Annotated in this window: 26 protein-coding genes; 13 read left to right on the forward strand and 13 right to left on the reverse strand. The window is 64.9% G+C overall.

The genetic code is table 11. The annotated features are described in order from the left end of the window. Nucleotides 1-133 precede the first annotated feature (133 nt). The 4 genes from LB535_RS01490 (at nt 134) to LB535_RS01505 (ending at nt 2,682) form a co-directional block, all read left to right on the forward strand. Nucleotides 134-394 (forward strand): DUF1344 domain-containing protein, encoded by a 261-nt coding sequence (locus LB535_RS01490; protein WP_224626806.1) that lies wholly within the window; start codon nt 134-136, stop codon nt 392-394. A 169-nt stretch (nt 395-563) separates the two neighbouring features. After that, on the forward strand, nt 564-749 hold the full coding sequence (locus LB535_RS01495; protein WP_095766497.1) for a DUF1059 domain-containing protein: 186 nt from the start codon (nt 564-566) through the stop codon (nt 747-749). A 204-nt stretch (nt 750-953) separates the two neighbouring features. Next, on the forward strand, nt 954-1,616 hold the full coding sequence (locus LB535_RS01500) for a hypothetical protein (protein ID WP_224630917.1): 663 nt from the start codon (nt 954-956) through the stop codon (nt 1,614-1,616). Nucleotides 1,617-1,701: 85 nt separating this feature from the next. After that, nucleotides 1,702-2,682, forward strand: a complete 981-nt coding sequence (locus LB535_RS01505) for a S8 family serine peptidase (protein WP_224630918.1) — start codon at nt 1,702-1,704, stop codon at nt 2,680-2,682. Between the two features lie 24 nt (nt 2,683-2,706). Here the strand turns inward: LB535_RS01505 and LB535_RS01510 are convergent, their stop codons facing one another. From LB535_RS01510 to LB535_RS01520, 3 genes are read right to left on the reverse strand one after another with little or no spacing between them, the layout of a single operon-like run. Continuing rightward, nucleotides 2,707-3,975 (reverse strand): CCA tRNA nucleotidyltransferase, encoded by a 1,269-nt coding sequence (locus tag LB535_RS01510; protein WP_140838712.1) that lies wholly within the window; start codon nt 3,973-3,975, stop codon nt 2,707-2,709. Then, nucleotides 3,972-4,604: a CoA pyrophosphatase gene (locus LB535_RS01515; protein ID WP_140838715.1), complete on the reverse strand. Its 633-nt coding sequence runs from the start codon at nt 4,602-4,604 to the stop codon at nt 3,972-3,974. The genes LB535_RS01510 and LB535_RS01515 overlap by 4 nt, the downstream gene beginning before the upstream one ends. Further along, nucleotides 4,604-5,278: a DUF1285 domain-containing protein gene (locus LB535_RS01520; protein ID WP_411969520.1), complete on the reverse strand. Its 675-nt coding sequence runs from the start codon at nt 5,276-5,278 to the stop codon at nt 4,604-4,606. Before LB535_RS01520 ends, LB535_RS01515 begins: the two co-directional genes overlap by 1 nt. Before the next feature lie 154 nt (nt 5,279-5,432). Here LB535_RS01520 and LB535_RS01525 point away from each other — a divergent pair, with 154 nt between their 5' ends. The 4 genes from LB535_RS01525 to LB535_RS01540 are packed head-to-tail and all read left to right on the forward strand — an operon-like array spanning nt 5,433 to nt 12,261. Next, entirely contained in the window at nt 5,433-6,437 is a 1,005-nt protein-coding gene (locus LB535_RS01525; protein ID WP_095766493.1) for an AAA family ATPase, read from the forward strand. Further along, nucleotides 6,437-7,351 (forward strand): DUF58 domain-containing protein, encoded by a 915-nt coding sequence (locus LB535_RS01530; protein ID WP_224630919.1) that lies wholly within the window; start codon nt 6,437-6,439, stop codon nt 7,349-7,351. Before LB535_RS01525 ends, LB535_RS01530 begins: the two co-directional genes overlap by 1 nt. Continuing rightward, nucleotides 7,348-10,170, forward strand: a complete 2,823-nt coding sequence (locus tag LB535_RS01535; RefSeq protein WP_224630920.1) for a DUF4159 domain-containing protein — start codon at nt 7,348-7,350, stop codon at nt 10,168-10,170. The genes LB535_RS01530 and LB535_RS01535 overlap by 4 nt, the downstream gene beginning before the upstream one ends. 3 nt (nt 10,171-10,173) lie before the next feature. After that, a complete protein-coding gene (locus LB535_RS01540; RefSeq protein ID WP_224630921.1) occupies nt 10,174-12,261 on the forward strand; it encodes a hypothetical protein in 2,088 nt (695 codons plus the stop codon). Between the two features lie 170 nt (nt 12,262-12,431). On the opposite strand, the gene clpS is transcribed toward LB535_RS01540, so the two are convergent. The 4 genes from clpS to LB535_RS01560 form a co-directional block, all read right to left on the reverse strand. Then, entirely contained in the window at nt 12,432-12,737 is a 306-nt protein-coding gene (clpS, locus tag LB535_RS01545) for an ATP-dependent Clp protease adapter ClpS (RefSeq protein WP_140546186.1), read from the reverse strand. Between the two features lie 127 nt (nt 12,738-12,864). Beyond that, nucleotides 12,865-13,209: a hypothetical protein gene (locus LB535_RS01550; RefSeq protein WP_224630922.1), complete on the reverse strand. Its 345-nt coding sequence runs from the start codon at nt 13,207-13,209 to the stop codon at nt 12,865-12,867. Nucleotides 13,210-13,360: 151 nt separating this feature from the next. Beyond that, a complete protein-coding gene (locus tag LB535_RS01555) occupies nt 13,361-13,636 on the reverse strand; it encodes a hypothetical protein (protein ID WP_140838736.1) in 276 nt (91 codons plus the stop codon). 37 nt (nt 13,637-13,673) lie between these two features. Further along, nucleotides 13,674-13,979, reverse strand: a complete 306-nt coding sequence (locus LB535_RS01560; protein ID WP_095766486.1) for a hypothetical protein — start codon at nt 13,977-13,979, stop codon at nt 13,674-13,676. Between the two features lie 247 nt (nt 13,980-14,226). Here LB535_RS01560 and LB535_RS01565 point away from each other — a divergent pair, with 247 nt between their 5' ends. The 3 genes from LB535_RS01565 to LB535_RS01575 all read left to right on the forward strand — a co-directional run bounded on the left by LB535_RS01565 (nt 14,227) and on the right by LB535_RS01575 (nt 16,819). Continuing rightward, a complete protein-coding gene (locus LB535_RS01565; protein WP_224630923.1) occupies nt 14,227-14,943 on the forward strand; it encodes a response regulator in 717 nt (238 codons plus the stop codon). Continuing rightward, nucleotides 14,940-16,349, forward strand: coding sequence for an ATP-binding protein (locus LB535_RS01570; RefSeq protein ID WP_224630924.1), 1,410 nt, complete (start codon nt 14,940-14,942; stop codon nt 16,347-16,349). Before LB535_RS01565 ends, LB535_RS01570 begins: the two co-directional genes overlap by 4 nt. A 95-nt stretch (nt 16,350-16,444) precedes the next feature. Beyond that, nucleotides 16,445-16,819 (forward strand): YciI family protein, encoded by a 375-nt coding sequence (locus tag LB535_RS01575; protein ID WP_224630925.1) that lies wholly within the window; start codon nt 16,445-16,447, stop codon nt 16,817-16,819. 20 nt (nt 16,820-16,839) lie between these two features. On the opposite strand, the gene LB535_RS01580 is transcribed toward LB535_RS01575, so the two are convergent. Both LB535_RS01580 and LB535_RS01585 read right to left on the reverse strand, forming a co-directional pair. Further along, a complete protein-coding gene (locus LB535_RS01580) occupies nt 16,840-18,321 on the reverse strand; it encodes a pyridoxal phosphate-dependent decarboxylase family protein (RefSeq protein WP_224630926.1) in 1,482 nt (493 codons plus the stop codon). A gap of 81 nt (nt 18,322-18,402) precedes the next feature. Further along, a complete protein-coding gene (locus tag LB535_RS01585) occupies nt 18,403-19,488 on the reverse strand; it encodes a PLP-dependent cysteine synthase family protein (RefSeq protein ID WP_140838746.1) in 1,086 nt (361 codons plus the stop codon). A gap of 241 nt (nt 19,489-19,729) precedes the next feature. On the opposite strand from LB535_RS01585, the gene LB535_RS01590 reads away from it, so the two are divergent. Next, nucleotides 19,730-21,730 (forward strand): BTAD domain-containing putative transcriptional regulator, encoded by a 2,001-nt coding sequence (locus tag LB535_RS01590; RefSeq protein ID WP_224630927.1) that lies wholly within the window; start codon nt 19,730-19,732, stop codon nt 21,728-21,730. A 149-nt stretch (nt 21,731-21,879) separates the two neighbouring features. Here the strand turns inward: LB535_RS01590 and LB535_RS01595 are convergent, their stop codons facing one another. The 4 genes from LB535_RS01595 to LB535_RS01610 all read right to left on the reverse strand — a co-directional run bounded on the left by LB535_RS01595 (nt 21,880) and on the right by LB535_RS01610 (nt 26,115). Then, complete coding sequence (locus LB535_RS01595) at nt 21,880-22,917, reverse strand: MBL fold metallo-hydrolase (RefSeq protein ID WP_224630928.1); 1,038 nt, start codon at nt 22,915-22,917, stop codon at nt 21,880-21,882. Between the two features lie 106 nt (nt 22,918-23,023). Next, a complete protein-coding gene (gene choV / locus LB535_RS01600) occupies nt 23,024-24,205 on the reverse strand; it encodes a choline ABC transporter ATP-binding protein (protein WP_224630929.1) in 1,182 nt (393 codons plus the stop codon). Further along, on the reverse strand, nt 24,202-25,056 hold the full coding sequence (gene choW, locus LB535_RS01605; RefSeq protein WP_095766478.1) for a choline ABC transporter permease subunit: 855 nt from the start codon (nt 25,054-25,056) through the stop codon (nt 24,202-24,204). The genes choV and choW overlap by 4 nt, the downstream gene beginning before the upstream one ends. A 123-nt stretch (nt 25,057-25,179) precedes the next feature. Beyond that, nucleotides 25,180-26,115: a choline ABC transporter substrate-binding protein gene (locus LB535_RS01610; RefSeq protein WP_224630930.1), complete on the reverse strand. Its 936-nt coding sequence runs from the start codon at nt 26,113-26,115 to the stop codon at nt 25,180-25,182. Here LB535_RS01610 and LB535_RS01615 point away from each other — a divergent pair. Beyond that, nucleotides 26,114-26,338, forward strand: coding sequence for a hypothetical protein (locus tag LB535_RS01615; protein ID WP_140546564.1), 225 nt, complete (start codon nt 26,114-26,116; stop codon nt 26,336-26,338). The two genes, LB535_RS01610 and LB535_RS01615, sit on opposite strands and share 2 nt — an antisense overlap.

Consider the following 26,338-nt stretch of genomic DNA (forward strand, 5'->3'; position numbering starts at 1 on the left):
GGGTCGGGAAGCGCCGGCGGTCGAAGCGGAGATCATCTCGTCTCCCTCCGGCCGTGAGCCGGCGCGACTTGACGACCCTGATCACGAGAGGTGCCTCGCCGAATCGGGCACCCGCATTCCAGGAGAGCACGCCATGCGCAAGCTTATCGTGACCGCAGCAACCGCCGCCCTTCTCGCCTCCGGCGGCGCCGCGCTCGCAGCGGTCAAGCACACCACCGGCACCGTCAAGAGCTTTGACGGAACGGCCATGAGCCTTGTTCTGGACGACGGATCCACTTTCAAGCTGTCCAAGGCCTTCAAGGATCCCGGCATCCAGGCCGGCGAGAAGGTTCGCGTCTCCTGGGACATGAGCGGCAAGAACAAGATTGCCGAGGCCGTCAAGATCATGAAGTGAAGGCCTGCCCGTCAAAGGCAGATCGAGTTCTCAGGCGGCAAGGAAGGCGGGGCAGCACTGCTCCGCCTTCCTTTTTTGGAGAGAAAAGCAGTCTGCCGCGGGCTGCGATGCAACCGAAACCGGTCGCATGTGTTATGGTTTTCCAGCAGAACGAGGAAGGGAAAGTCCCATGAAGGAATTCCAATGCGGGTCGCTTGTCCCCGGCTGTGACTGGCATACGCGCGCCGAGGAAGAAGCCGAGGTGATGCGCCGTGCCGTCGAGCACATGCGCGAGACGCATGGCGAGACCGTCATCCGCGAGACGATGATCGAGGCGATACGCTCCCGCATCCAGAAGGTTCGCGACGCGGCCTGAGGGGACTCCTCACCTTCGAACAGATCGACCGGCAGCGAAATCAGGACGGCTCAGGGCCTGAGCATGTTCCATCGCGAGTTGCGAACCAATTTGCCTGAGTCGATCCCGGAAGGTCCGGACCGGCCCGGCATTTCAAACAGATACTTATATTCGAGTCGTCTCATTTAAGTTTGCGGTAACGGAATTCGTGCCACCGTCGGGCAAATGATCCGGCTGCAGGGCTGGCCGAGAAACTCGCCGCCACCCAAGGCGCTGACCGGATCGGTGGGGCGAGGTGTTTCGCGCATGCGCGAACGATCCGGCAAGAGGGGCACATCGTGCGAGGCGGCGCTGCTGCTGTGCGCATGTCTCGGCGCGTCTCCCGCGACCGCCCAGGAAATGATGACCACCTCGCTGATCGGCATGCATCAGGGGTCGCCGCTGAGCGACCGTGCCCGAGGCCTCGGCGGTGGCGGCTATGAGCTGCAGAATGGAAGCTGGGTCTCATTCAACCAATGGTACCACACGAACTGGGTAGACATGCATGTCGACCTGCTCACCCAGGTTACCGAAAACACCGGCATCCTTTGGGGGTTCGGGACCGGCGAACAAGGCGACAAATACACCATCGGGCCCAGCCTGAAGCTCGGTTTCCTCACCCAGACGCATCCGAATCCGAACAGCACCCTGTCGCTGTCCGTAACGTCGATCATCGGCGGAAACCTCACCGAGAAACCTTGCCTGGCCGACTACGGGGATTTGGGCTCGTACAGTGTCAATTGCCGGCTCGCAGCCGGTGAGATGGCGCCGCAGGAAACCCTGAAATACCTGGTTAGCGCCAAGCCTGAGAGCATGCATCTGTGGCTGAATTATCGTCTCACTTTCTGATCGCCGGGAGCCGCGAATGAAAAGTCCATCTCGTCCCGAAACGCGCGATCGCCCGTCCTGGTTCTTGTTTGGCTGGAGTTGGAACATGTCTGCTGGTCACCTGAAATTCGGCCTCGTTGCCGCCCTTGCCATCCTTTCGGCGCCCATTGCCTCGGCGCAGGAGGGCCTCGGCGCGGACGAGACGGCGGCGCTCTGCCATGGCGGCGGCTCCATCTGCATGAGCGCAAAGATACCGGTCGCGCGCACGACGCAAACGATACAGAACTGGATGAGCCCCGACGTCGGCGCGGCATGGGCCGCCGGCTACAAGGGCAAGGGCGTCACCATCACGATGGTCGACGACTTCAGCAGCACCTCGCGCTTTTCCGGCAATTTCGGGATCGGCGTGCAGACCCAGCGACACGGCGAATGGACGCGCGAGGAAGCAAGCATGATTGCTCCCGCCGCGACCATCCGCTCCAAGGATTTCTCGACCGGCACGGCCGTTTCGCTGGCACGCGGTCTTAATGTGCTGAACCTGAGCTACGGCATGTACACAACCGCGGGCTACAGCGCGAACCAGATCTGGTGGGCTCCAGAGGAGTCCTCGATCATCTCCTACGCCACCAAAGGTTCGGCCATCGTCTCGAAGGCGGCCGGCAACGACGCGGTCGCTGTTGGCGGGGTCACTGGTGGCCAGCAGGACTATCTCGACCTTGCTTTGATCGGCAAACCGACCGCGATCTTCGTCGGCGCGCTGTCGACGAACGGAACCACAGCCAACAAGGCCCAGCTCGCCTGGTATTCCAATTATGCCGGCTCCGACCAGGCTGTGCAGAGCCACTTCCTGGTGGTCGGTGTCGAGGGTGACAAGACCGGGCTCTACGGAACGTCTTTTGCCGCGCCGATCATCTCCGGCTATGCTGCGATCATCGGCAGCAAGTTCACCAAGGCGACGCCCGTCCAGATCACCAACGACCTGCTCAATACGGCCCGCACCGACACGCTGGCCAATTACGACCCGTCCGTCTACGGCAAGGGCGAAGCAAGTCTCTCGCGCGCTCTCGCTCCTGTGGCCATACACTGACAGGCACCGGCCGTTCCGGCCCGTCTAGCTCTCCAGCGCCTGCGCGGCGCGTTCCACCAGCGCGCCGCGTTCCAGGGTGAAGCCGGACTCGACCCATTCCTTCTCGAGGTTCTTCAGCGTGGCGCCGAGCTTCGGTCCTGGCGACGCGCCAAGCGCGGTCAGGTCGGCGCCTTTTATCGGAAACACCGGCTTTTCCCATTTCAGCGTGAAATTGAGCAGGCGTGAAAAGCCGCCGGCTTCCATCATCGCTTGATTGTCCTCGACTGCGCGTGTCCGCGCGGCGGCAAGCGCCAGCCGAATGCGGTCGATATAGCCGTTGCGGTCGCCGTAATAGAGTTTCTTGGCCAGCTCGGTCTCCGTCGCCTTGGCATCCGGCGCGATGGTCAGTGCCCAATGCCGCAGGCGGCCGGCCTCGTCGTTCGACAATCGCAGCCGCTCGCCAAGCGTCTTCATGCGCACGGCATCGGGCGGGACGATCGCCTCCAGCCTCAGCACAGGATCGGCGGCCCAGCCGAGATCTTTTCCAGTTTTGACCAGGCCATGGATGGCGTCGATGCCCCACTTCTCGCTTTCCGGCAGCACGGCGGTGAGCACGCCTGCCTGGCGCATCCATAAGAGCGCGCGCGAGGGATCGGGAGCCGACAGCAGCTTCTTCAGCTCGGACCAGACGCGTTCGGCCGAAAGCCGGGCAAGTCCGTCCTTCAGCCTGGCACAGGCCTTCAGCCCTTCCGCGTCCGGCCGTCCGTCGCCATACCAGGCAAAGAAACGGAAAAAGCGCAGGATGCGCAGATAATCCTCGCGGATGCGCGCCTCCGCGTCGCCGATGAAACGCAGCCGCCTCCCCTCTATATCGGCGACGCCGCCGACGAGATCGACGACCGTGCCGTCCGCTTCGGCGTAGAGCGCGTTGATGGTGAAGTCGCGCCGCTCGGCGTCCGCTTTCCAATCGCGCCCGAAGATCACCTTTGCCCGCCGGCCGTCGGTCTCGACATCGGCCCTGAGCGTCGTCACCTCATAAGGCTTGCCGCCGGCGATCACCGTGATCGTGCCATGCTCGATGCCTGTCGGCACCGTCTTGAAACCGGCCGCCTCCGCGCGCCGGACCGTTTCCTCAGGCACGGTGGTCGCGGCGATGTCGATGTCGGCGACCGGCTGGCCGATCAGCGCATTGCGCACCGCGCCGCCGGCGACACGCGCTTCCTCGCCGCCCTGCTTCAGCGCGGCAAGAAGCTTCTGCAGATGCTTGTCGGCCAGCCAATCGGCCTTGCCCGAGAGTGACGCCTCAGCGGTCAACCATAAAGCCTTTCATAGAGCGTGCGGATTATGCCGGCGGTGACGCCCCAGATACGCTGGCCGCCATAGGGCATCTCGTAGAAGAACCATTCGAGCTCGTTCCACATGCGGCTGTCGCGCGCGTGGTTGGCCGGATCCATCAGGAAACTCAGGGGCACCTCGAAAGCCGCGTCGACCTCATCGGCATTGAGCGTCAGCGAAAAACCCTGGCGCACGATGGCAAGCACCGGCACGATGCGGTAGCCGCTGCCGGCGACGTAGTCGGGCATGCGGCCGATGATCTCGACGAAATCCCGTTCGAGGCCGATCTCCTCGAAGGTCTCGCGCAAAGCGGTTGCCTCGGGGCTTGCATCGGTCGCATCAATGGTGCCGCCTGGAAAGGCCACCTGGCCGGAATGGCTGCGCAGTTTCTCGGCGCGCTTGGTGAGCAGCACCATGGCGCCCTCGGCGCGGTCGACCACGGGAATCAGCACCGCCGCGTCGCGCAGCGGCTTGATGTGTTTGAGCCTGGGATGGCCGGGATTGAAGCGATGATCGCCGAATTCGTCGCCGGGGACGATCGCCGCTTGCGCCGCGACGCGCGCCCGAAAATCCGCGACCGAAAACGCCGCCGGCGTAACCTGGTCCATCACGCGCTCAGCCGCTTCAGTTTCTCGGCCGGCATGATCGGATAGACCTCTCCGCCCGAGCGAATGGCGAACATCGCCTTGCCGCCGATGTCGATCTCCTCGCCATGCTCGACCAACTCATACATCACCGGACGCGCCACCAGCGCTTCCAGTCGTCCGCGCACCAGCACATAGGGTTTCAGTCCGCCGGTTTCGTCCTCGTCGACGAAGCGCAGCGCATGGCCGGGGCCGGCGGCGACGACATCGCCGACATTCGTGCGGAAGGTGACAACCTGGTCGTTCCCGCTCCCGGACACGTTCATTTCGACGGCGATGAAGGGCGCGTCGACGACGCGGATCCCAACCCGCTCGACCGGCGTCACCAGATAGGTCTTGCCGTCGTCATCCTTGCGCAACACGCTGGAAAAGAGCTGCACCAGCGGCATGCGGCCGATCGGCGTGCCGAGATAGAACCAGGTCCCGTCGGCCTTGATCTCCATGTCGAGGTCGCCGCAGAACTCCGGATTCCAGCGCTCGACCGGCGCCGGCCCCTTGCCGGCCCGGGCCGCGCGGGAGATTAGCGCCTCCAGGCCGCGCGCTTCTGTGGCGCCGATCAGGCTCTGTTTGCTCACGCTGTGCTCGCCAGCGCTCTGTTCGTCGGGCGTTTGTTCACGATGTTCGCTGCGTTCGGCCATGGTCACGAAATAGTCACTGTTGTCCCGATTGTCAGCCTTGTCCGCCCGAGTCTGTGATTTAAGTTCAATTACAGGCGCCAGGTGAGGCCGAATCGCGGCATTCTGCGGCATCGAGAGTGCAGGCCGGCATTTCCAACCACAAGGATCGAACGGCATGAGCGTGATGATCAAGGAAAGCCCGATCAGCGAAAAAGCGATGATCGAGGAAGCCGAAAAGGCGCTGGCCGATATCTCCAGGATCCGCGACGCGGTCGGCAGGGTGATCTTCGGCCAGGAGGCGGTCGTCGAGCGCACGCTGGTGGCTCTGCTGGCCGGCGGTCATGCGCTGCTGGTCGGCGTGCCGGGTCTCGCCAAGACCAAGCTGGTCGAGACACTAGGCATCGTGCTCGGCCTCGATTCGCGCCGCGTCCAGTTCACGCCCGACCTGATGCCGTCGGACATCCTCGGTTCCGAAGTGATGGAACAGGACGAGTTCGGCAAGCGCTCCTTCCGCTTCATTTCCGGGCCGATCTTCACGCAATTGCTGATGGCCGACGAGATCAACCGCGCTTCGCCGCGCACGCAATCGGCGCTGCTGCAGGCGATGCAGGAATATCACGTCACCATCGCCGGCGCCCGCCACGACCTGCCCGCGCCCTTCCACGTGCTGGCGACGCAGAACCCGCTGGAACAGGAAGGCACCTATCCGCTCCCCGAAGCTCAGCTCGACCGTTTCCTGATGCAGGTCGACATCCTCTATCCCGAGATAGAGGCGGAACGCCGCATCCTGCTGGAAACCACCGGCGTCGACGAAGCCAAGGCCGACAATGTGCTGCAGCCGGCACGGCTGAGGGAAATCCAGACGCTGATCCGGCGCATGCCGGTGCCGGAAAGCGTCGTCGAGGCGATCCTCAAGCTGGTGCGTTCGGCCCGGCCCGGCCAGGGCAATGCCGAGACCGACAAGCATGTCGCCTGGGGGCCGGGCCCGCGCGCCAGCCAGGCGCTCACCCTGTGCGCCCGCGCCCGCGCCCTATATGATGGCAGGTTGGCGCCTTCGGTCGACGACGTTCGCGCCTTGGCCGAACCGGTGCTGCAGCATCGCATGGCGCTGACTTTCGCCGCCCGCGCCGAAGGCACTTCCGTGCGCGACGTGGTGGCGAAGCTGGCAAAAGGCATCTGATGGGTCGAATAGGCGAGGTCCAGACACCGGTTGCGACGCGCGACGCGCTCGCCCGTGGCCGGTTGCGGGCTTCATTGGTGCCGGACCTGCTGGTCGAGGCGCGCCGTATCGTCAATACGGTGATCGCCGGCTGGCATGGCCGTCGCAAGCGCGGCATCGGCGAGAATTTCTGGCAGTTCCGGCCCTATGTCGAAGGGGATTCCTCGCGCATCGACTGGCGCCGCTCAGCGAGAGACGACCATACCTATGTGCGCGATCGTGAATGGGAAGCCGCGCACACCGTCTGGCTCTGGGCCGACCCCTCGCCTTCCATGCTCTACAAATCGGCCGCGGCAAGCGTCTCCAAGCAATCGCGCGCGCTGGTGCTGGCGCTCGCCTTGGCCGAGCTCTTGTCGCGCAGCGGCGAGCGCATTGCCTGGCCGGGCCTGACCGACCCGTTCACCGCCCGCAACGGCGCCGAGCGGATCGCCGCCCAGCTCAGCCACGCCGCCGCGCTCCCAGCCAAGCCCGATCTGTCGGCCATCCGCCGTTTCTGCGACGTCGTGCTGGTCAGCGATTTCCTCGATCCGGTCGAGGAAACCATGGCCTGGCTCGACGTGCTCGCCCGCCACGGCGTGCGCGCGCATCTGATCGAGGTGGCCGATCCGGCCGAAGAAACCTTCCCCTATGCCGGCCGCACCGAGTTCACCGATCCCGAGACCGGCGACAAGCTGACCGCCGGCCGCGCCGAGATGCTGGCCGAGGAATATCGCCTGCTTTACCGGGCCCGCCGCGAGGAACTGGCCGCCTGGTGCAAGCGTCTCGGCTGGAGCTACACCGTCAACCACACCGACCGCCTCGCCTCCGAGGCGCTGGTGCGCGTCCACATGGCGATGACCGCCGACGGCACCAATTTCGGAAGGGCGGTCGCATGAGCTGGCTGCCGCTTTCCTTCGGGGCGCCCATGGTGCTGTGGGGCCTTCTGGCCCTGCCGGTGATCTGGTGGCTGCTGCGGCTCACCCCGCCCAGGCCGCAAACGGAAGTTTTTCCGCCGCTGAGAATCCTCGCCCGGGTCCTGAGGCGCGAAGAAACCCCGCAGCAAAGCCCATGGTGGCTGACGCTGCTTCGGTTGCTGATGGCGGCGCTCATCGTCACGGCGCTGGCCGAGCCGGTCTTCAACCCGCGCGAAAAACTGCCGGCGGAGGGCGCCGCCCTGGCGCTTGTCGTCGACAATGGCTGGGCGAGCGCCGCCGACTGGGACAAGCGCGTGGCCACCGCCGAGCGGCTGATCGCCGATGCCGGTTCGAACGGCGTGCCGGTCGTGATCGCCTTCACCGCCGAGAAGCCCAATGCCGAGATCGGCCCTTTCGACGCTTCGGGCGCGCTCGATCACCTGCGCGCCGCCAAGCCGCGGCCGATTCCTACCGACAGGCCCGCCGTCTACGCCCGCGTCGCCGCCGCGTTGGAGCGCCTGCCGGGTGCCAGCGTCGCGGTGCTCGCCGATGGGCTTGCCGCCAAAGGCGACGAGGCCGCTTTCAGGACGCTGCTCGAAAAGAATGCGACACGGCTGGTCTGGGCCACGTCCGACCGGCCTTCCGTGACCGGCCTGATTGGTGCCGACAACCAGGTCGATGGTTTCGCTTTGAGCGCCATTCGCGCGCCGGGCAATCCGGCGCCGGCGCAGGTCACCGCTGGCGCCTTCGACGACAAGGGCCGCCGCATCGCCGATGCGACGCTGACCTTCGCGCCGGGCGAAGCCACCGCCACGGGGACGATGGCGGTTCCCTTCGAGCTGCGCAACGACTTCGCTTCGATCGCGCTCGACGGCGAGCACCAAGCCGGCGCCGTGCGCGTGCTGGACGAGAACTCCAAACGCCGCCGCGTCGGCCTTCTGTCGCAGGCCGAAGCCGACCAGGCGCAGCCGCTTCTGTCGCCGCTCTATTACATCCGCCGCGCCCTGCAGCCCTTTGCCGACCTGGTCGAGCCGTCGAGCGCCGATCTCGCCGACGCCATTCCGCAGCTTCTCGACCAGAAGCCGGCAATGATCATCATGGCCGACGTCGGCACCATCCCGGCGCAGGTCAAGCAGCGGCTGGTCGACTGGGTCGACAAGGGCGGCACGCTGGTCCGTTTTGCCGGTCCCCGGCTTGCCGCGTCCGGCAATGACGACGACCTTTTGCCGGTCAGGTTGCGCAGCGGCGAGCGCGCGCTGGGCGGCGCGCTGTCGTGGACGACGCCGCAGGCGGTGACCGAATTCCCGAAGAGCGGCCCCTTCGCCGACCTCTCGCCGCCCTCCGAGGTGACGGTGAGCCGGCAGGTTCTGGCCGAGCCGACGCCCGACATCGTCGAGCGTACCTGGGCCACGCTTGCCGACGGCACGCCATTGGTGACGGGCATGAAGAAGGACAAGGGCACGCTGGTGCTCTTCCATGTCACGCCCGAGGCGACCTGGTCGAACCTGCCGATCTCCGGCAGCTTCGTCGAGATGCTGCGGCGCGTCGTGCAATTGTCGCGCAACCAGGGAGCCGCGATCGCCAATGCCGAAGCCGCCGCCGCGTCGCTCGCGCCCTACCGCATGATCAGCGCCGACGGCATGCTGACGCCGCCCTCGCCGGATGCCCGACCGCTGGTGCCCGGCGCCGGTCCGCTGCCGGTGACGCTGGAGAATCCGCCCGGCCTTTACGGCTCCGAGACGGGCGTCTTCGCACATAATCTGCTCGATGCGTCGAGCACGCTTACGCCGCTGGTCCGTCCGCAGGTTTCGCTGCCGGTGACAGCCATCCCCTATGCCTTCGATGAATCGGAGAACCTGAAGGGGCCGCTGGTCGCCATCGCGCTGCTGTTGATGGTGCTCGACACTTTGGCCGTGTTCTGGATGGGCGGCCTGCTGGCGCGCCGGCCGCGCCGCGCAGGCACGGCGGCGACCGCCGCGGCCGTTCTGGTCGTGCTGGGCGGCCTCTTCGGCCATTCCGATCTTGCCCGCGCCGACGATTCCAAGCCCGGCGACACCCAGGCGATCGAGGATATTTCGAAAACCCGCATCGCCTATGTCATCACCGGCGAGCCGGGCGTCGATTCGATCAGCCGCGCCGGCCTCGAAGGCCTCACCCGTTTCCTCATCGAGAAGACGGCGCTCGAGCCCGGCCCGCCGGCCGGCGTCGACATCGCCAAAGACGAGCTGTCCTTCTTCCCGCTGATCTATTGGCCGATCGATGCGACGGCGCCCATGCCCAGCCAGGCGGCGATCGCCCGCATCGACGCCTATATGCAGCAGGGCGGCACGGTTCTGTTCGATACGCGCGACCAGTTTTCGAACGGCATCGGCGCCGGCTCGGCAAGCCCGGCGACCGAGCGGCTGCGCGACATCCTCGGCAATCTCAACGTGCCGCCGCTAGAGCCGGTGCCGTCGGACCACGTGCTGACCAAATCCTTCTTCATCCTTCCGGAGTTCCCCGGCCGCTTCAACGGTAGCCCGCTCTGGGTCGAGGCCTCGCTCGACGCCAGCAACACCGAGAACCGCCCCGTGCGCACCGGCGACGGCGTGTCGCCGATCATGATCACCGCCAATGATTTCGCCGGCGCCTGGGCGGTCGACGAGAACGGCGATCCGATGCTGCCGACCGTGCCGCCGGATCCGATGCAGCGCATCTACGCGCTGCGTGCCGGCGTCAACATCATGATGTACATGCTGACCGGCAACTACAAATCCGATCAGGTGCATGTGCCGGTGCTGCTCGAACGACTGGGGCAGTAGATCATGAACTGGTCCATCTCCTTCGAACCGCTCCTCTCCTGGCCGGTCTTCGGCCTGCTCTTCGTGCCGTTGCTCTTGCTGGCGCTGGTCGGCCTGTGGTTCCGCCAGCGCGGCTCGGCATTGCGCTTCATCGCGCTGCTTGCGCTTACCGCTTCATTGCTCAATCCCGTTTTCCTCGCCGAGGAGCGCGAGGCGCTGAAGAGCGTCGTCGCCCTCGTCGTCGATCGCAGCCAGAGCCAGGACATTGGCGACCGCACCAAGCAGACCGACGAGGCGCTGGCCGGCCTGCAGCAGCGTCTTGCCCGCTTCAAGCAGTTCGATGTCCGTGTCGTCGAGGCCGGCAAGTCCGAAGCCGCCGACGAGCGCACCGAAACCAGGCTGTTCAGCGCGCTGGAAGGCGTCTTCCGCGACGTGCCGCCGTCGCGCATCGGCGGTGCCGTCATGATTACCGACGGCGAGGTGCATGATGCGCCTGCCGGCGCGCCGGAGTTCAACGCGCCGCTGCATGCGCTGATCACCGGCAAGGAGCATGAGAAGGACCGCCGCATCCGCTTCGAGAACGCGCCGCGCTTCGGTCTCGTCGGCAAGCCGCTCGACATGACCTACCGCGTCATCTCGACGGAAGGCGATGGTGCTCCGGTGGACGTGCGCGTCTCGGTCAATGGCGAGCAGGTCTCGGTCGAGCACGCGACCGTCGGCCAGCCGATGAAGCTCTCGGTCACCATACCCAATGCCGGCCGCAACATCGTCCAGCTCGGCATCGACCGGGAGCCCGGCGAGCTGACCGACGCCAACAACCGGGCGATTGCCCTGGTCGACGGCATCCGCGAGAACCTGCGCGTGCTCCTGGTTTCCGGCGAACCGCATGCCGGCGAGCGCACCTGGCGCAACCTTTTGAAGTCGGACGCGTCGGTCGATCTCGTCCACTTCACGATCCTGCGTCCGCCGGAAAAACAGGACGGAACGCCGATCAATGAGCTGTCGCTGATCGCGTTCCCGACGCGCGAGCTGTTCGTCGAGAAGATCAAGGATTTCGATCTGATCATCTTCGACCGCTACCAGCACCGCGACGTGCTGCCGATCCTCTATTACGACTACATCTCCGAGTATGTCGAAAAGGGCGGCGCGCTGCTGATTGCCGCCGGCCCCGAATATGCCGGCGAGAACTCCATCGCCCGCACGCCGCTCAATGCCGCTCTGCCGGCCATGCCGACCGGCGAGGTGGTGGACAAGGCCTTCTACCCGCGCCTGACCGATCTCGGCCAGCGCCATCCGGTGACGCGCGGGCTCGACGGCTCGGCAAGCGAGCCGCCGCATTGGAGCCGCTGGTTCCGCACCATCGGCGTCAAGAACCCGGAAGGCGAAGTGGTGATGAAAGGCGCCGACGATCGGCCCCTGCTTCTGCTTGCTCGCAAGGGCGAGGGCCGTGTCGGCATGCTCCTGTCCGATCAGGGTTGGCTGTGGGCGCGCGGCTTCGAGGGCGGCGGGCCGCATGTCCAGCTTTATCGCCGCATCGCCCACTGGCTGATGAAGGAGCCGGAACTGGAAGAAGAACGGCTAACCGCCGACGGCCGCGGCATGATGCTCGAAATCCGCCGCCAGACGATGAGCGATGATCCCGGTCCCGCCCAGGTCATCACGCCGTCCGGCAAGGCGGTGGCGGTGAAGCTCGAGAAAGCCGAGCCCGGCATTTTCACCGGCAGCCTGCAGACCGGCGAGATCGGCCTTTACCAGATCGGCAATGGCGACCTTACCGCGCTTGCCCATGTCGGCCCGATCAACGCGCCGGAATTTTCCGACGTGATCTCGACCGAGGATCGGCTGAAGGCGCCCGCCGAGGCGACCGGCGGCAGCGTGCGGCGGCTGGCTCCGTCGTCGACGCTCGGCAATCTCGCCGGCGGCTTGACACTGCCGTCGATCGTTCCCGTCCGCTCTTCAGCGGCCGCGTCGGGCGACGACTGGATCGGCCTGCGCACCACCGAAGACAGCACGCTCAAGGCCGTGTCGCGCGTGCCGCTGTTCGGCGGCTTCCTCGGCCTCGGCCTCCTGCTGCTCGCCATCGGCTCGATGTGGTATCGCGAAGGGCGGTGACGCCACCTTCTTCCTTCTCCCCTTGTGGGAGAAGGTGGATCGGCGCGCAGCGCCGAGACGGATGAGGAGTGTTCCAGCGGAGTGAGGCGTCGGCGTTCCCTGGAGCACCCCTCATCCGGCCGCTTCGCGGCCACCTTCTCCCACAAGGGGAGAAGGGAAAGCGCCTGCCCCTACTCTTCCGGTTCTGTGGTGAACAGCAGCGGATAGCCCTTGGCCTTGCCGGCGTCGGTCGCCCGCGTCGCCTTGGTCTCGGCGATATCACGCGTAAACACCGCGACGACGCACACGCCGCGCGTATGCGCGGTGATCATGACGCGATGCGCCTGATCCTCACTGAGCTTGAATTCGCCCTTGAGCACCGTCACCACGAACTCGCGCGGCGTGAAATCGTCATTGACGAGGATGACTTTGTAGAGCTTCGGCCGCTCGGTTTTCGGCTGCGTCTTAGTGCGGGGTTTGAGGACGGTTTCGGGCATCGGATCCACCAGCGAGAACTGGGCTCTCTCGCTCTCATTCTGTCACGCAGCAAATATACGTCCAATTCCACGCGCGGTAATGCCGGCCTGGACCGTCACCCCTATGTGGGGAATCACTGCCGAAGGGTCAACGGCCCTGGCGCCCGACCTGGCGGCGCAACGCGGTGCCCGATCTGCCGGAACCTGCGCCGCCATCCATGTCAGAGCCGCGTTCGACGAAGGCGAAGAACATCCAGCCGACAAAGCCGATCACCGTCGCACCGGCCAGCAGGATCAGGACCCAGGACTGCGCCGGCGTGATGTAGTCGAAGCTTGAAGAGATCAGCGGAGCGAACAGCTCGGGCTCCGTCCTGCCGCTGGCCGGATCCGGCACGGGGCTTGCGGTAAAGATGATCAACGATCGTGCCGCCGCGGTGGCGATCAGGCCGCCGAGGGTCAGCGAACGCATCAGGGACGAAAACCGCTTCTTCATGCGGACTGTCCTACAGCACCGGCATTGCGATCGGGTTAAGGATAGGACTGAGCGCGGTGGAAACCTGCTGGTTTCGGGCTCCCTGCCGCAAGCAAGCCGCCCCTGCCGAAATCGACCGGAGCGGCTTCGTCTAGTGGCGCAGAGCGCTGGATCAGGGCTTCTTGGCAGCCGGCTTCGCAGCAACGGGCTTCGCAGCCGACGCTTTCTTCTTGACCGGGCACTTGTGCGTCTCGGTCACTTTGCAGGCCTTCTTGGCAGCGACCTTCTTCATCGGCTTCGCAGCCGTGCTATCCGCCGGAGCAGCCGTGGTGGTCGCGGTCGAAGCAGCCGGGGCAGCCGTCGTCGTGGCGGCGGCGTTGCCGAGCGCCGGCATCGCGAAGGCGAGAGCAACACCGAGGCCGAGGGCGGAGAGGATGGACTTCTTCATGGCTTCATTTCCTTTTTCTTGCGGGTCTGGGTGGGTGTCACTGAACGGGATCGATCGGTGCCACTCCAAGCAGCTTCAAAGCATTTGCGAGCATCCGGATTCCCTGTGCCTGCTTCTTGTTGGCGCAGAACCGGTTTCCCCTTCTTTGCAGTGCTTTCGCCGCGGTGACCTGCGTTGCCGCGGCATGGGTTTCGAGAGCTTCGTCAACCTGACGGCTCAGATTGGTGCAGCGCTCGGTCCGGGTGAGCGGAGCGACGACCTTTGCGGTGGAGGCGCCGTCCGCGGCTGTGATGAGCGATATGCTGAGCAAAGCACCCATCACGCTGATCCAGAACCTCTGCATTGGTCTTGTCCGTTACTCCGGAAACTCGCGTCGCAGCCGATGACCTGACCGCCACGGCACCGTTTATGCCCTTGAAATTTTTCACCAGTTTTTCCCAACTGTAGAATTTTGTTTCTGGATTGTTTCTGAGGAATCCGCCCGGCGCGGCGATCGCGGCCACTGGCCAAGATGTGGCCCGAATTCTATCGTGTGGGTTGTCTCGAACGGATATCCAGCAAGAGCCGGCAAAGAGAATGATAGGTTTCGAGTGAAATCCGATGCGCACATACTGATCGTCGACGACGACAAGGGCATACGCGACCTGCTGCAGGAGTTCTTCCACAAGCGCGGGCTGCAAACGACGGTGGCCGGGGACGGCACCGAGATGGAAGCGATCCTGCGCCGCACGCCGGTGGACCTGATCATTCTCGACGTGATGCTGCCCGGCAAAAGCGGACTTGAGCTTTGCCGCGAGATCCGTGCCAATTACACCACGCCCATCATCATGCTGACCGCGGTCACGGAAACGACCGATCGCGTGGTGGGCCTGGAAATGGGCGCCGACGACTACGTGCCCAAGCCCTTCGATCCGCGCGAGCTGTTGGCCCGCATCCGCGCCGTGCTGAGACGCAACGGCAGCGCCGAGCCGCGTCGGCCCGCCGCCAGGCAGGTCTACCGCTTTGCCGGCTGGACCATGGATTGCGCGCGCCGCCGCCTGACGGCGCCCGACGACGTCCGGGTTGAGCTGACGATGGCGGAGTTCAACTTGCTGCAGACCTTCGTCAAGAGCGCGCAGCGCGTGCTTACCCGCGAGCAGCTGATCGAGCTGTCCGGCGGCGACACCGGCTACAGCTTCGACCGCAGCGTCGACATTCTGGTGAGCCGGCTGCGCCGCAAGATGGAAGACGATCCGAAAACGCCGAAACTGATCCTGACCGTGCGCAGCGGCGGCTATCAGTTCCTGCCCGAGACGACGGCCGAATGAGACGCTTCCTGCCGCAGACCCTGCCAGTCTGGGTGCTGCTCATCGTCATTGCCGGTCTCATGCTGAGCCAGGTGACGACGCTTTACATCGTCGCGCGCGATCGGGCCGCCGCCAACGGCGTCGTCGATCTCTACCGGTTGAACGACCGCGCCTATTCGCTGGTGCAGCTGATGCATGACGCCACGCCCGAAGAGCGCAAGGCAACCGCCTCCGGCCTGTTCAACTCGACCTATGCGCTGACGGTTTCGGACACGCCCGCCGTCACCTCTTCGATCGCCGGCGACGACCAGCTTGCCGAGTTGGAGGATATCCTGGTCGGACGCTTGTCGAAGTTCGGCATCACCGATGCGCGCGTGCGGCGCGATCCGGCCACCCAGGAGGCCGATGTCCCAGACGGGCAGGCGGTGAACAAGGATGTCGGCCAGGTCGAGCGCGACCTGCTGGTCTTGGCCGCGGATTTCGCGCAAAGCGACAAGCTGACCGCCTCGCTGCGCTTTTCCGACGGGCAGTGGCTGAATTTCACCGAACCGATCACGCCGGCGGGACCGATTCTGAGCCTCGACAGCCTGCCGCTTTACTCACTGATCGCCGGCTTGATCATCATCATGTCGATCTGGTCGCTGCGCCGGCTGACCGCGCCCTACCGGATGATGGAAACGGCGGTGACGCGCATTGGCAACGATCTGAAAAGCCCGCCGATCGCCGAAAGCGGCAGCCGCGAGATCCGCGCGGCCGCAAAGGCGATAAATGCCATGCAGATGCGGCTGCGCGATTATGTCGAGGACCGCGAGCATCTCGCGGCAGCACTGGCGCATGATCTGCGCACGCCGCTGACCCGGATGCGCCTGCGCCTCGAACTGTTGCGCAGGTCGCCCGCGCGCGAGGCGCTGGCGCACGACCTCGCCGACATCGAAAGCATCGCCAGCTCGGTCATCGACTTCGCCAAATTCGAGGTGACAGAGGAAAAGGCCGAGCGGATCGATTTCTGGTCGCTGGTGGAATCGGTGGCGGACTCCTTCGACGGCGCGTCCTTCGACGAAGGCGTGGTCCCGTCGCGCGGCCTGATCTGCGTCGCGCGGCCGGTGGCGCTGCGGCGCTGCATCACCAATCTCATCCAAAATGCGGTGACCTACGGCAAAAAGGCGCATCTCGGCGTGCGGCGATCGGGCGACATGATCACGCTTTCGATCCGCGACGAGGGCCCCGGCATCCCGCAGGCGAAGCTGGACGCGGTGTTCGGCTCCTTCGTGCGGCTGGAGGAATCGCGCAACCGCACGACCGGCGGTCTAGGCCTCGGCCTCACCATCGCCCGCAACATCGCGCGCGCCGCCGGCGGCGAGGTAGATCTCTCCAACTACCCCGGTGGCGGGCTGTTGACGGAGCTGCGGCTGCCGCTGGCAGCTTGAGTCAGGAGTGGGCTCTGTCCGCCACTGGCGCCACTGGATCAGCCGAACCATCCTTGTGATAGTGCGGCCCGCCTGGTCATGAGGGAAATCCACCCATGTTCTACGCCGTCCTTGCCTACCATGTCGAAGACACCGTGCAGTCCTGGTCGCCAGATGAGGATGCGGCATTGATGAAAGACCTGCTTGAGGTCAACGACAGGCTGACGCGCGAGGGCAAGCTCGGGCCCGCGGCCAGGCTCGGCGCGACGGCCAAGGCCGTGACGCTGCGCGGTCCGGGCGACGGCTTGGTGATCGACGGTCCCTTCGCCGAGACCAAGGAGCAGTTGCTCGGCCTCTATGTCCTCGACTGCGCGACCCAGGACGAAGCGATCGCCGCGGCGCGCGATCTCAAGCGCGTGAACCCAAGCGCCGTCTACGAGATCCGACCGATCATGCTCTATCTTCCGGGCGCCACGCTGCAGGCTGGTTGAAATACGCTTAGGTCCGCGTTTCACATTAATGTCGCGGTAGCCGCGATTTCCCGTCCCAGCCGGAGCATCTCCGCGACCAGCAGGTCGAGATCGTCCCGGCGAGTGCGGTGATTGGCGATTGCCACCCTCAGGCAATGCCGGCCCTGCACCGTGGTGTCGGACAAGGCCGCGATGCCCTCCTCCTGGAGTCTCAACATGATCTCGGTGTTGAACGCCTTGAGCTTTTTTTCCGACGCGCCATCCAGCCGGTGGCGGAAGCTGACGATGTTGATGGTGGTTGGCGCCATCAGTTCGAGCGCCGGCTCCGCCTCGATCAGGCGGGTGAGGTGGCGGGCCTGGGCGATGTTCTGGTCGATAAGGCGGCCGAACTTCTCGACGCCATGCTCCTTCAGCGCCATCCAGATCTTGAGCGCACGGAAGCCGCGTGACGTTTGAAGCCCATAATCGTGCAGCCACTCTCCGGAGGCGAGGCCCCGCGGCGTCGATTCCAGATATTCCGGCGTCACGGCAAACGTGTTGCGGTGCTGGGATGCGTCCCGCACCAGGGCGCAGCCGGCTTCGAACGGCGCGTGTAGCCATTTATGCGGATCGAGTGCGATCGAATCCGCCTGTTCGATGCCGGCGACGAGCGATCGGTTCTTAGGCGCGATCGCGATGAGCGCGCCGATGCAGCCGTCGACATGGAACCAGAGATCCTCTTCGGCCGCCACGCTCGCCAGCGCCCGCAGGTCGTCGACCGCGCCGGCGTTGACGGTGCCGGCGGTGCCGATCACGCAGGCCGGCCTGAAGCCCGCTTCGCGGTCCTCCGCGATTGCCGCCTTGAGCGCGGCGATATCGATGCGCAAGCCGGCATCGGTCTGGATGCGCCGCAGCGCCTGATTGCCGAGGCCGAGCGCCTCCACAGCCTTGCGATGACAGGAATGGACCTGGTCCGAGGCGTAGTAGCGCAACGGCTTCGGCATGGCGCCGACACCCCGCTCGCGCACGTCGACGCCTGCCTTGACGTTGCGCGCCACGGTCAGTCCGATAATGTTGGCCATCGAGCCGCCGCTGACCAGGGTGCCGCTGGCCGAGACTGGGAAACCGACCATCTCCTTCATCCAGTTGACGACCTGGCTGTCCATCAGTGCGGCGGCATGGTTGCCGCCGCCGAGATTGGAGCCCTGGATCGCCGCCAGGAAATCGCCGAGCGCGCCGGTGAAGTTGCTGGATCCCATATACCAGGACCAGAAACGCGGATGGATGTTGCCCATCGGGTAAGGCATCACGTTGCGGGCGACGTCGTCATAGACGTCAGCCGCCGGCGCCGGCGAGCGCGGCAAAGGTGCGCCGAAGAATGCCCGCACCTCGGCCGGCATCTCGCACCAGACCGGCCGGTTGCGGACATCCTCGAGATAGGCGATGGCATCGTCGAGGATTCGGTGCGAGAGCTCTCCCACATCGGCCCAATCCGGCGGATCGAGCGTTTCCTCCGCGTTGGTCGCTTCCGGAAATATATCCATCTCGCCTCTCCCGCCGGCGTGGGTCAACCCGCGCATAAAAGAACGACGCCGGCATGCGGGGGCGGCGTCGCGTTTCTGTTCTCAGCCTTCGAACTGGCAGCTCGGCGTCGAGCGCGACAGCGCCGTCTCCTCGGCGTCCATCTCGGCCTCGATGCCGTCGAAAAGCGGCGTCGACATGTAGCGCTCCCCCGTGTCGGGCAGCATGCACAGGATCACCGAGCCGGCGGGGGCCTTGCCCGCGATCTGCCGCGCCACGGCGAAAGTGGCGCCGCCGGAGATGCCGGTGAAGATGCCCTCCTGCCGCGCCAACGCCTTCGTCCATTTGATGCCTTCGGGACCGGGGATCGGCACCACCTCGTCATAATAGCGTTGGTCGATCGCCTCCTGCAGCACGTTGGGGATGAAGTCCGGCGTCCAGCCCTGGATAGGATGCGGTTCGAAGGCCGGATGGCTGGCTGACGGCGCGCCGCCGGCGCCGCGCTCCTGGGCCTTGCCGCTGCCGATCAGCTGCGCGTTCGCCGGCTCGGCGAGCACGATCTTCACCTCCGGCCGCTCGCGGCGCAGCACGCGGCCGACGCCGGCCACCGTGCCGCCCGTGCCGTAGCCGGTGACGAGCACGTCCAGCCTCGAGCCGGCGAAGTCATTGATGATCTCGCGCGCCGTCGTCGCCTCATGAATGGCGGCATTGGCCTCGGTCTCAAACTGGCGCGCCAGGAACCAGCCATTGGCCTCGGCAAGCTCGACTGCCTTCTTGTACATACCGAAGCCCTTCTGGGCGCGCGGCGTCAGTACCACCTTGGCGCCAAGCATGCGCATCAGCTTGCGGCGCTCGATGGAGAAGCTGTCGGCCATCGTCACCACCAATGGGTAACCTTTCTGCGCGCAGACCATGGCAAGGCCGATGCCGGTGTTGCCGCTCGTCGCCTCGACGACGGTCTGGCCAGGTTTGAGCTTACCGCTGCGCTCGCCTTCCTCGATGATGTTGAGGGCCAGCCGGTCCTTCACCGAGGCCGCCGGATTGAAGAACTCGGCCTTCACATAGATCGTCGCGTGACCCGGCCCGAGATTGTTAATGCGGATGACCGGCGTGTCGCCGACCGTGTCGAGAATGCTGTCGAACAGACGGCCGCGCCCGGCCGTGGTCCTGATTTTCAACTGATGCAACATGGGCTTTCTCCTCGAAATCTCACGTGCCGGTTACAAACCGGCGAATTGGGCGGCGCAGTTTCGACACCTTGCCGCGTTAGTTGCGAGTGACTTGCCGACAATTCGGCAAAGGCCGCGTCCGGCTCGAAATTCGCCGCCGGATGCGCCCTGTCGTGTTTGGTGATAGAACATGGACCAACTGTTCGACGTGGGAGCGAGCGTGGAAACGGACGTGGAATCCGTTCGGTCGGCTCTGAAAAGCATGGCAGCCAGCCTTTCGATCAGGCTGCTCGGCCCGCTTGCGATCATGCGCGACGATGTTCCTGTGGTGTTGCCATCGTCACGCAAGCTGCGCGCGCTGCTGGCCTATCTAGCGCTGGCGCCCCACCCAGTCAGCCGCAGCCGTCTTTGCGAACTTCTCTGGGACGTGCCCAACGATCCGCGCGGCGAGCTGCGCTGGTGCCTGAGCAAGCTGCGTGCCGCGCTTGACGAACCGGGCTTGCGTCGGATCGAGACGGAAGGCGACACCGTGGCGCTTCGCCTCGGCGATGTGAGCGTCGATGCCGTCGAGGCCGCTGCCGCCGTGGCGGAAGGCATTGAGACGCTTGGCCTCGACCGCCTGCGGACGCTTGCGCAACTGTTCGCCGGCGACTTCCTTGATGGCCTGGAACTCGATCGCAGCCCGCATTTCGGCAGCTGGCTGACGGCGCAGCGCCGCCGTTTCAGCGCATGCCATGTCGCGGTCCTGGAGCACATTATCGGCCTTGTCCCGCAGGGAGCCGATGAGGCAGGCCCCTATATCGACAAATGGCTGGAACTTGCGCCCTTCGACGGCCGCGCACATGTGGCGCTGCTGGAAAATCTGGCACGGCGCGGACAGATCGGCGCCGGCGAGGAGCATCTTGCCACCGCGGCGGAGCTGTTCCATTCGGAAGAGCTGGATTTCACGCCATTGCGCGAGGCGTGGCAGGAGATAAGAGCCCGGAACGCCGGCGCAACGCCATGCGCCCGATCCGGGCCGGCTTTCCCGGTTTCGGAATCGCCGGTCGCCGCGGACGAATCCGAGCCCGTTGCGACGCGCCGGGCTTCGCTCGCGGTGATGCCGTTTGCGGAGAGCGCCGGCACTGGCGGCTTCCGTGGCGGGCTGGCCGATGGCCTCACGCATGACATCATCACGCGGCTTGCCAAGCTGCGCGATTTCTTCGTTATCGCCCGCGGCTCTGTGTTCGCGCTCGCCGAGAAGAACATCGCGCCGGAAGACGCCGGGCGCAGGCTGAATGTCGACTATGTCGCGACGGGCTCGGTGCGGGCTCTGCCGGGCCGGTTCATCGTCTCGGTCGAGCTTGTCGAGGTCCGCACGGCAAGGATCGTTTGGGCCGAGACCTTCGAGCACAAACCTGACGACATCTTCATCGTCATCGAGGATATCGGCAACAGCATCGTCTCATCGCTCGCCGCCGAGATCGCGACGGTGGAACGCAACCGCGCATTGCTTAAGGCGCCAAACTCGCTCAATGCCTGGGAGGCTTACCATCGCGGCCTTTGGCACATGTATCGCTTCACCCGCCAGGAAAACGAGCTGGCGCAGCATTTTTTCGGCGAGGCGCTGAAGCTCGATCCCACTTTCGCGCGCGCCTATGCCGGCATGTCCTTCACCCACTGGCAGAATGCTTTCCAGCGCTGGGGCGACCGCGACCGCGAGACCGCACTTGCCTTCGAAAGCGCCGGCCAGAGTCTTTTGGTCGACGACCGCAACCCCGCCGCCCATTGGGCGATGGGCCGCGCGCTATGGCTGCGGGGCGAGCAGGACGGCTCGCTGCTGGAGCTCGCGAGCGCCGTTGACCTCAGCCCCAATTTCGCGCTCGGCCACTACGCGCTGTCCTTCGTCCATTCGCAGTCGGGCGACCCGCAATCGGCGATCGGCTCATCCGACCATTCGCGTCATCTCAGCCCCTTCGATCCGCTGCTGTTCGGCATGATGGGCGCGCGCGCCATGGCGCATGCGAGGCTGGGCGAATTCGAAGCGGCGGCCGAATGGGCGCTGAAGGCGGCCGCAAGGCCAAACGCCCATGTCATCATCCTGGCGATCGCCGCCCATTGCCTGGCGCTGGCCGGCCGGCAGGAGGAGGCGCGAACCTTCGCCGCCGCTATCCGCAACGCCTTGCCGAACTATCGCGCCGACGATTTCATCGCGACATTCCGTTTCGATCGCGATGGAGAAGCCCTGTTCCGGAACGGCGCCAAGCTCATCGGGCTGAACTGAACCTGGCCGGCGCGCCTAGAGCAATTCCAGGAAAAGTGTGAGCGGTTTTCCGTCCGGAATTGCGTAAAAAACAAAGAGATAGGGCGTTTCGCCGTTTCCGTGAAACGGTGAAACGCACTAGTGCATGTCGCCCAGAAGTGCGACGCGCTTTAATGCATCAGCGGGCCGCTGGCTTTCCGCCAGGCGTCGATGCCGCCCTGGATATGGCGGGCGCTGGTAATCCCGACATCCTGCGCCGCTTGCACCGCCATCGCCGAGCGCTCGCCGAAGGCGCAGTAGAACAGGATCTGTTTGCTGGTCGATTTCGCCAGCTCGTGCAACATGCCGCCGGCGGCGATGTTTTCCTGCAGCCGCGCATAGGGAAGATGGATCGCGCCGGGGATGACCCCGTGCCGCTCGCGCTCGGTTTGCTCGCGCAGGTCGATCAGCGCCACGTCGGGTCGCCCGACCAGCGCCAGCGCCTGCTCCGCGCTGACCGCCCAGCCGCGGCTGGCGATGTCGTCCTGATGCAGCCCGACCCGCATGTTGGCGGGCACGGCCACATCCATCATTTTCGGGTTGGACAGATTGAGATTGTTCATGATGTTCACATACTCGTCGACCGACTTCACCTGCAGGCGCGGATTGAAGGCCTTTTCCTCGCCGATCGTCGACACGGTCTCGCCCTTATAGTCATGCGCCGGGAAGATCAGCGTCTCGTCGGGCAGCTTGAGCAGGCGGCCGAAGATCGATTCATATTGCTGGCGCGGATCGCCGTTCTGGAAGTCGGTGCGGCCGGTGCCGCGGATGAGCAGCGTGTCGCCGGTGAACACACGATCCGGCAGGATGAAGCTGTAGGAATCGTCGGTGTGGCCCGGCGTGTAGATGACGTCGAGCGCCAGGCCTTCGATGCCTAGCTTGTCGCCGTCGGCAAGCCGCATCGACACCACGTCGGCCTTGGTCTGCTCGCCCATGACAGTCACGCAATGCGTCTTGTCGCGCAGCGCGCCGAGTCCGGTGATGTGGTCGGCATGAAGATGCGTGTCGACTGCCTTGACCAGCCTCAGGTCCAGCTCATTGACCAGCTGCAGATATCGCTCGACCTTCTCCAGCACCGGATCGATGATCAGCGCCTCGCCGCCGCGCCGGCTGGCAAGCAGATAGGAATAGGTGCCCGAAACGGAATCGAAGAGCTGACGGAAGATCATTCGCGCCTCTTTCGCCTGACGCCGGTTGTTCGGCTGCCGGCCAGTCTAGAACAAGCGCGAGGTGCCCGCCAGCGGCACAACTCGCGCCCGTCCAAAAGGCTGAAACCTACCGCCTCAGCACGGCACTCAGCACGTCCCTGATGCCAATCGAGCCGACGAAGCGCGAGCCTTCGTCGAACAGCGCCACCGGCGCCGTCTGCGACCGGTGCATGGCGAGCATCACCCTTTTCAGCGGCGTGCCGGGGTTGGCCCAAAACACCTGGGCGCCCTCCTCCGGCTGGCGCTCGACATCGGCGCAGGACACCCACACCGCCGGCTTGCCGTCGCGCTCGGCCGCCGCCACAAGGCCGTGGTCGTCGATCTTGAAGCGTGTCGTCTTGCGCCGGTCGAGCCACACCCAGCCGTTATCGCCCTGCTCCAGGTCGCGGCGGTCCCGCATCACGTTCCACGCCGTCAGCACCGACAGCGGATTCACATTGGCGATGAAGTCGCGGACATAGTCGTTGGCAGGGCGCAAGACGATGTCTTCCGGCGCGCCGGTCTGGACGATGCGGCCGCCCTCCATGATCGTGATGTGGCTGCCGATCTTCAGCGCCTCCTCGAGGTCGTGGCTGACGAAGATGATGGTCTTCTTCAGCTCGGCCTGGAGCTGCAGCAATTCGTCCTGCAGCTTGGTGCGGATAAGCGGGTCGAGCGCCGAGAACGGCTCGTCCATCAACAGGATCGGCGCCTCGGTGGCGAAAGCCCGGGCGAGACCGACGCGCTGCTGCATGCCGCCCGAAAGCTCATGGGCATATTTCTTCGACCATTGGTCGAGATGGACAAGCTGCAGCTGCTTCTGTACCCGCGCCTTGCGCTCGGCTTCCGGCACGCCAGCAAGCTCGAGGCCGAAGCCGACATTTTCCTCGACCGTGCGCCAGGGCAGCAGGCCGAACTGCTGGAATACCATGGCCACCTGCTTCTGGCGCAACCGCCGCAAGGTCGCCTCGTCGCAGGTGACGACATCGACCACACGATCGCCGTCCTTGACCAGCACTTGGCCGCGCGACACCACATTGAGCCGGTTGACGGCCCGCAGCAGCGTCGACTTGCCGGAGCCGGACAAGCCCATCAGCACCGAGATTTCGCCTTCATGCACGGTCAGGCTGGCGCCGGCGCAACCGAGCACGTTACCGGTCTTTTCGAGAATCTCGGCGCGCGTTGCGCCCTGGTCGATCATCGCCAGCGAGCCTGCCTGATCAGCGCCGAAGACGATGTCTACATTCTTGAAATCAACCGCGACGGTCATTTCTTGCCTCCAACGCCGATGCGGGTCATGCGGTCGAGCACGATGGCGAGCACGACGATCGCGAGGCCCGCCTCAAGCCCGAGATCGATGCGGCGCGAGCCGAGCGCCCGGTTGATTTCCGTGCCGAGGCCGCCGGCGCCGATCAGGGCGGCGAACACCACCATCGACAGCGACAGCATGATCGACTGCGTCAGACCCGCCATGATGGTCGGCAGCGCCGAGGGCAGCTCCACTTTCCACAGAAGCTGGCGCTTGGTGGCGCCGAACGCCTCGCCCGCTTCGATGATTGCCTTGGGCACCGAAACGACGCCGAGATGGGTGAGCCGAACGGCCGTCGGGATGACGAAGATGATGGTGACGATGAGGCCGGGCGCATTGCCGAGCCCGAACAGGGTGAGCACCGGTATCAGGTAGACGAAGGTCGGCAGCGTCTGCATCAGGTCGAGCACCGGCAGCATGACGCGGTAGACCTTCGGCTTGTGCGCCGCCCAGATGCCGAGCGGCACGCCGATCGCCATTGCCATTGCGGCGGCGGCAACGACCAGCACCAGCGTCTGCACCGTCTGTTTCCACAGATTCTGGTTGATGATGAAGATCAGGCCGAGGAAGACGCCGATGGCGAGCGGCCGCGAACGCTGTAAGAGCCAGGCGATGAACGCGATGACCAGGGCCAACAAAACCGGCGGCACCATGAGCAGGAGGCTCACTGCTCCGTCGAGGATGAAATTCAGACCGTTTGAAAATGCGCGGAAGATGGTGTCGAAATTGTCGGTCAGGAAACCGAAGAAAGCCTTGCCCCATGGCCCGATCGGAATTTTGTAGTCGGTCAGGAATTTAGAAATCGGATCCATCTTTCCCCTCTCGGCTTCGCCGCGCTCGCCGCACGGTTATCCTCTCACGTCTCCAGGCATATGAAAAAGGGCAGCCTCTTCGAGGGCTGCCCTTTTTCGGAAATCATGCCGGTCCCAAGCGGATCAGCCCCCGAGCGCGGTCTTGACGGCAGCCGCCGCGTCGCCGCCATCAAAGGTTGTGACGCCGGCGATCCAGGGCGCCACCGCGTCCGGATGCTTCTTCAGCCAATCGGTCGCCACCGTCTGCGGATCGCCACCCTTGAGGATCGCGTCCATCATCTCGCCTTCCATGTCGAGATTGAACTTCAGGTTGGCGATGAACTTGCCGGCGTTCGGGCATTCAGTGGTGTAGCCCTTGCGCACGATGGTATAGACGGTGGCGGCGCCGAAGCCGCTGTCGCCCATGCCGTCGAGATAGGTGATCTTCATGGCGCCCATCACCGGATGCGGCGTCCAGCCGAGGAAGGCGATCCACTCATTGTTCTTCATCGACTGCTCGGCCTGCGTCAGCATGCCGGCCTCCGAGGATTCGACCAGCTCGAAGCCTTCGAGGTTGTCCTTCGGGTTCTTGATCATGTCCAGGATGATGCGATTGCCGTCATTGCCGGCCTCGATGCCGTAAATCTTGCCGTTGAACTTGTCCTTGAACTTGCCGAGATCGGTCAGCGTCTTGACACCGGCATCCGCGACATAGGTCGGCACGACGATGCCATAGCCTGCGCCGGTCAGGTTGGTGCTGATCGTCTCGATCGAGCCTTCCTTGGTGTAGTCCTTGATGTCGTTGGTCATCGACGGCATCCAATTGCCGAGGAAGACGTCCAGGTCCTTGTTCTTCAGCGAGGCCATGGTCACCGGCACCGAAAGCTGGATCGTCTGCGGCTCATAGCCGAGCGCGGTGAGCAGCACCGAGGCGAGGCCCGTGGTGGCCTGGATGTCGGTCCAGCCGACATCCGACAGCCGCACGGCCTTGCAGCTCGCCGGATCGCCGGCATAGGCGGCGGTTGTCGACAGAAGCGCCGCAAGGCCGAGGCCTGCGACGAAAGATTTCATACGCGACATGAACTTATCTCCCATTGGATTTTCGAGGCAAAGCGAAGTCACGGTTCTTGCGCCCGCCTTGTTTCGTCAGCCAAACACCATTTTGATGTTGTTTCAAGCGGTTCAACGTCGCGACGAACGGCGCGCGCTGGCCATTAAGCGACATGACAGCTTTTTGAACGACATCGAGTTTTTGGTGGACGGAGCCGGTGCCCTCTCCCCGAGCCGCGGCAAGTCGGCTTAG

Origin of the sequence: Mesorhizobium sp. CA10 (genome assembly GCF_020165285.1) — a bacterium.
Classification (GTDB): Bacteria; Pseudomonadota; Alphaproteobacteria; order Rhizobiales; family Rhizobiaceae; genus Mesorhizobium.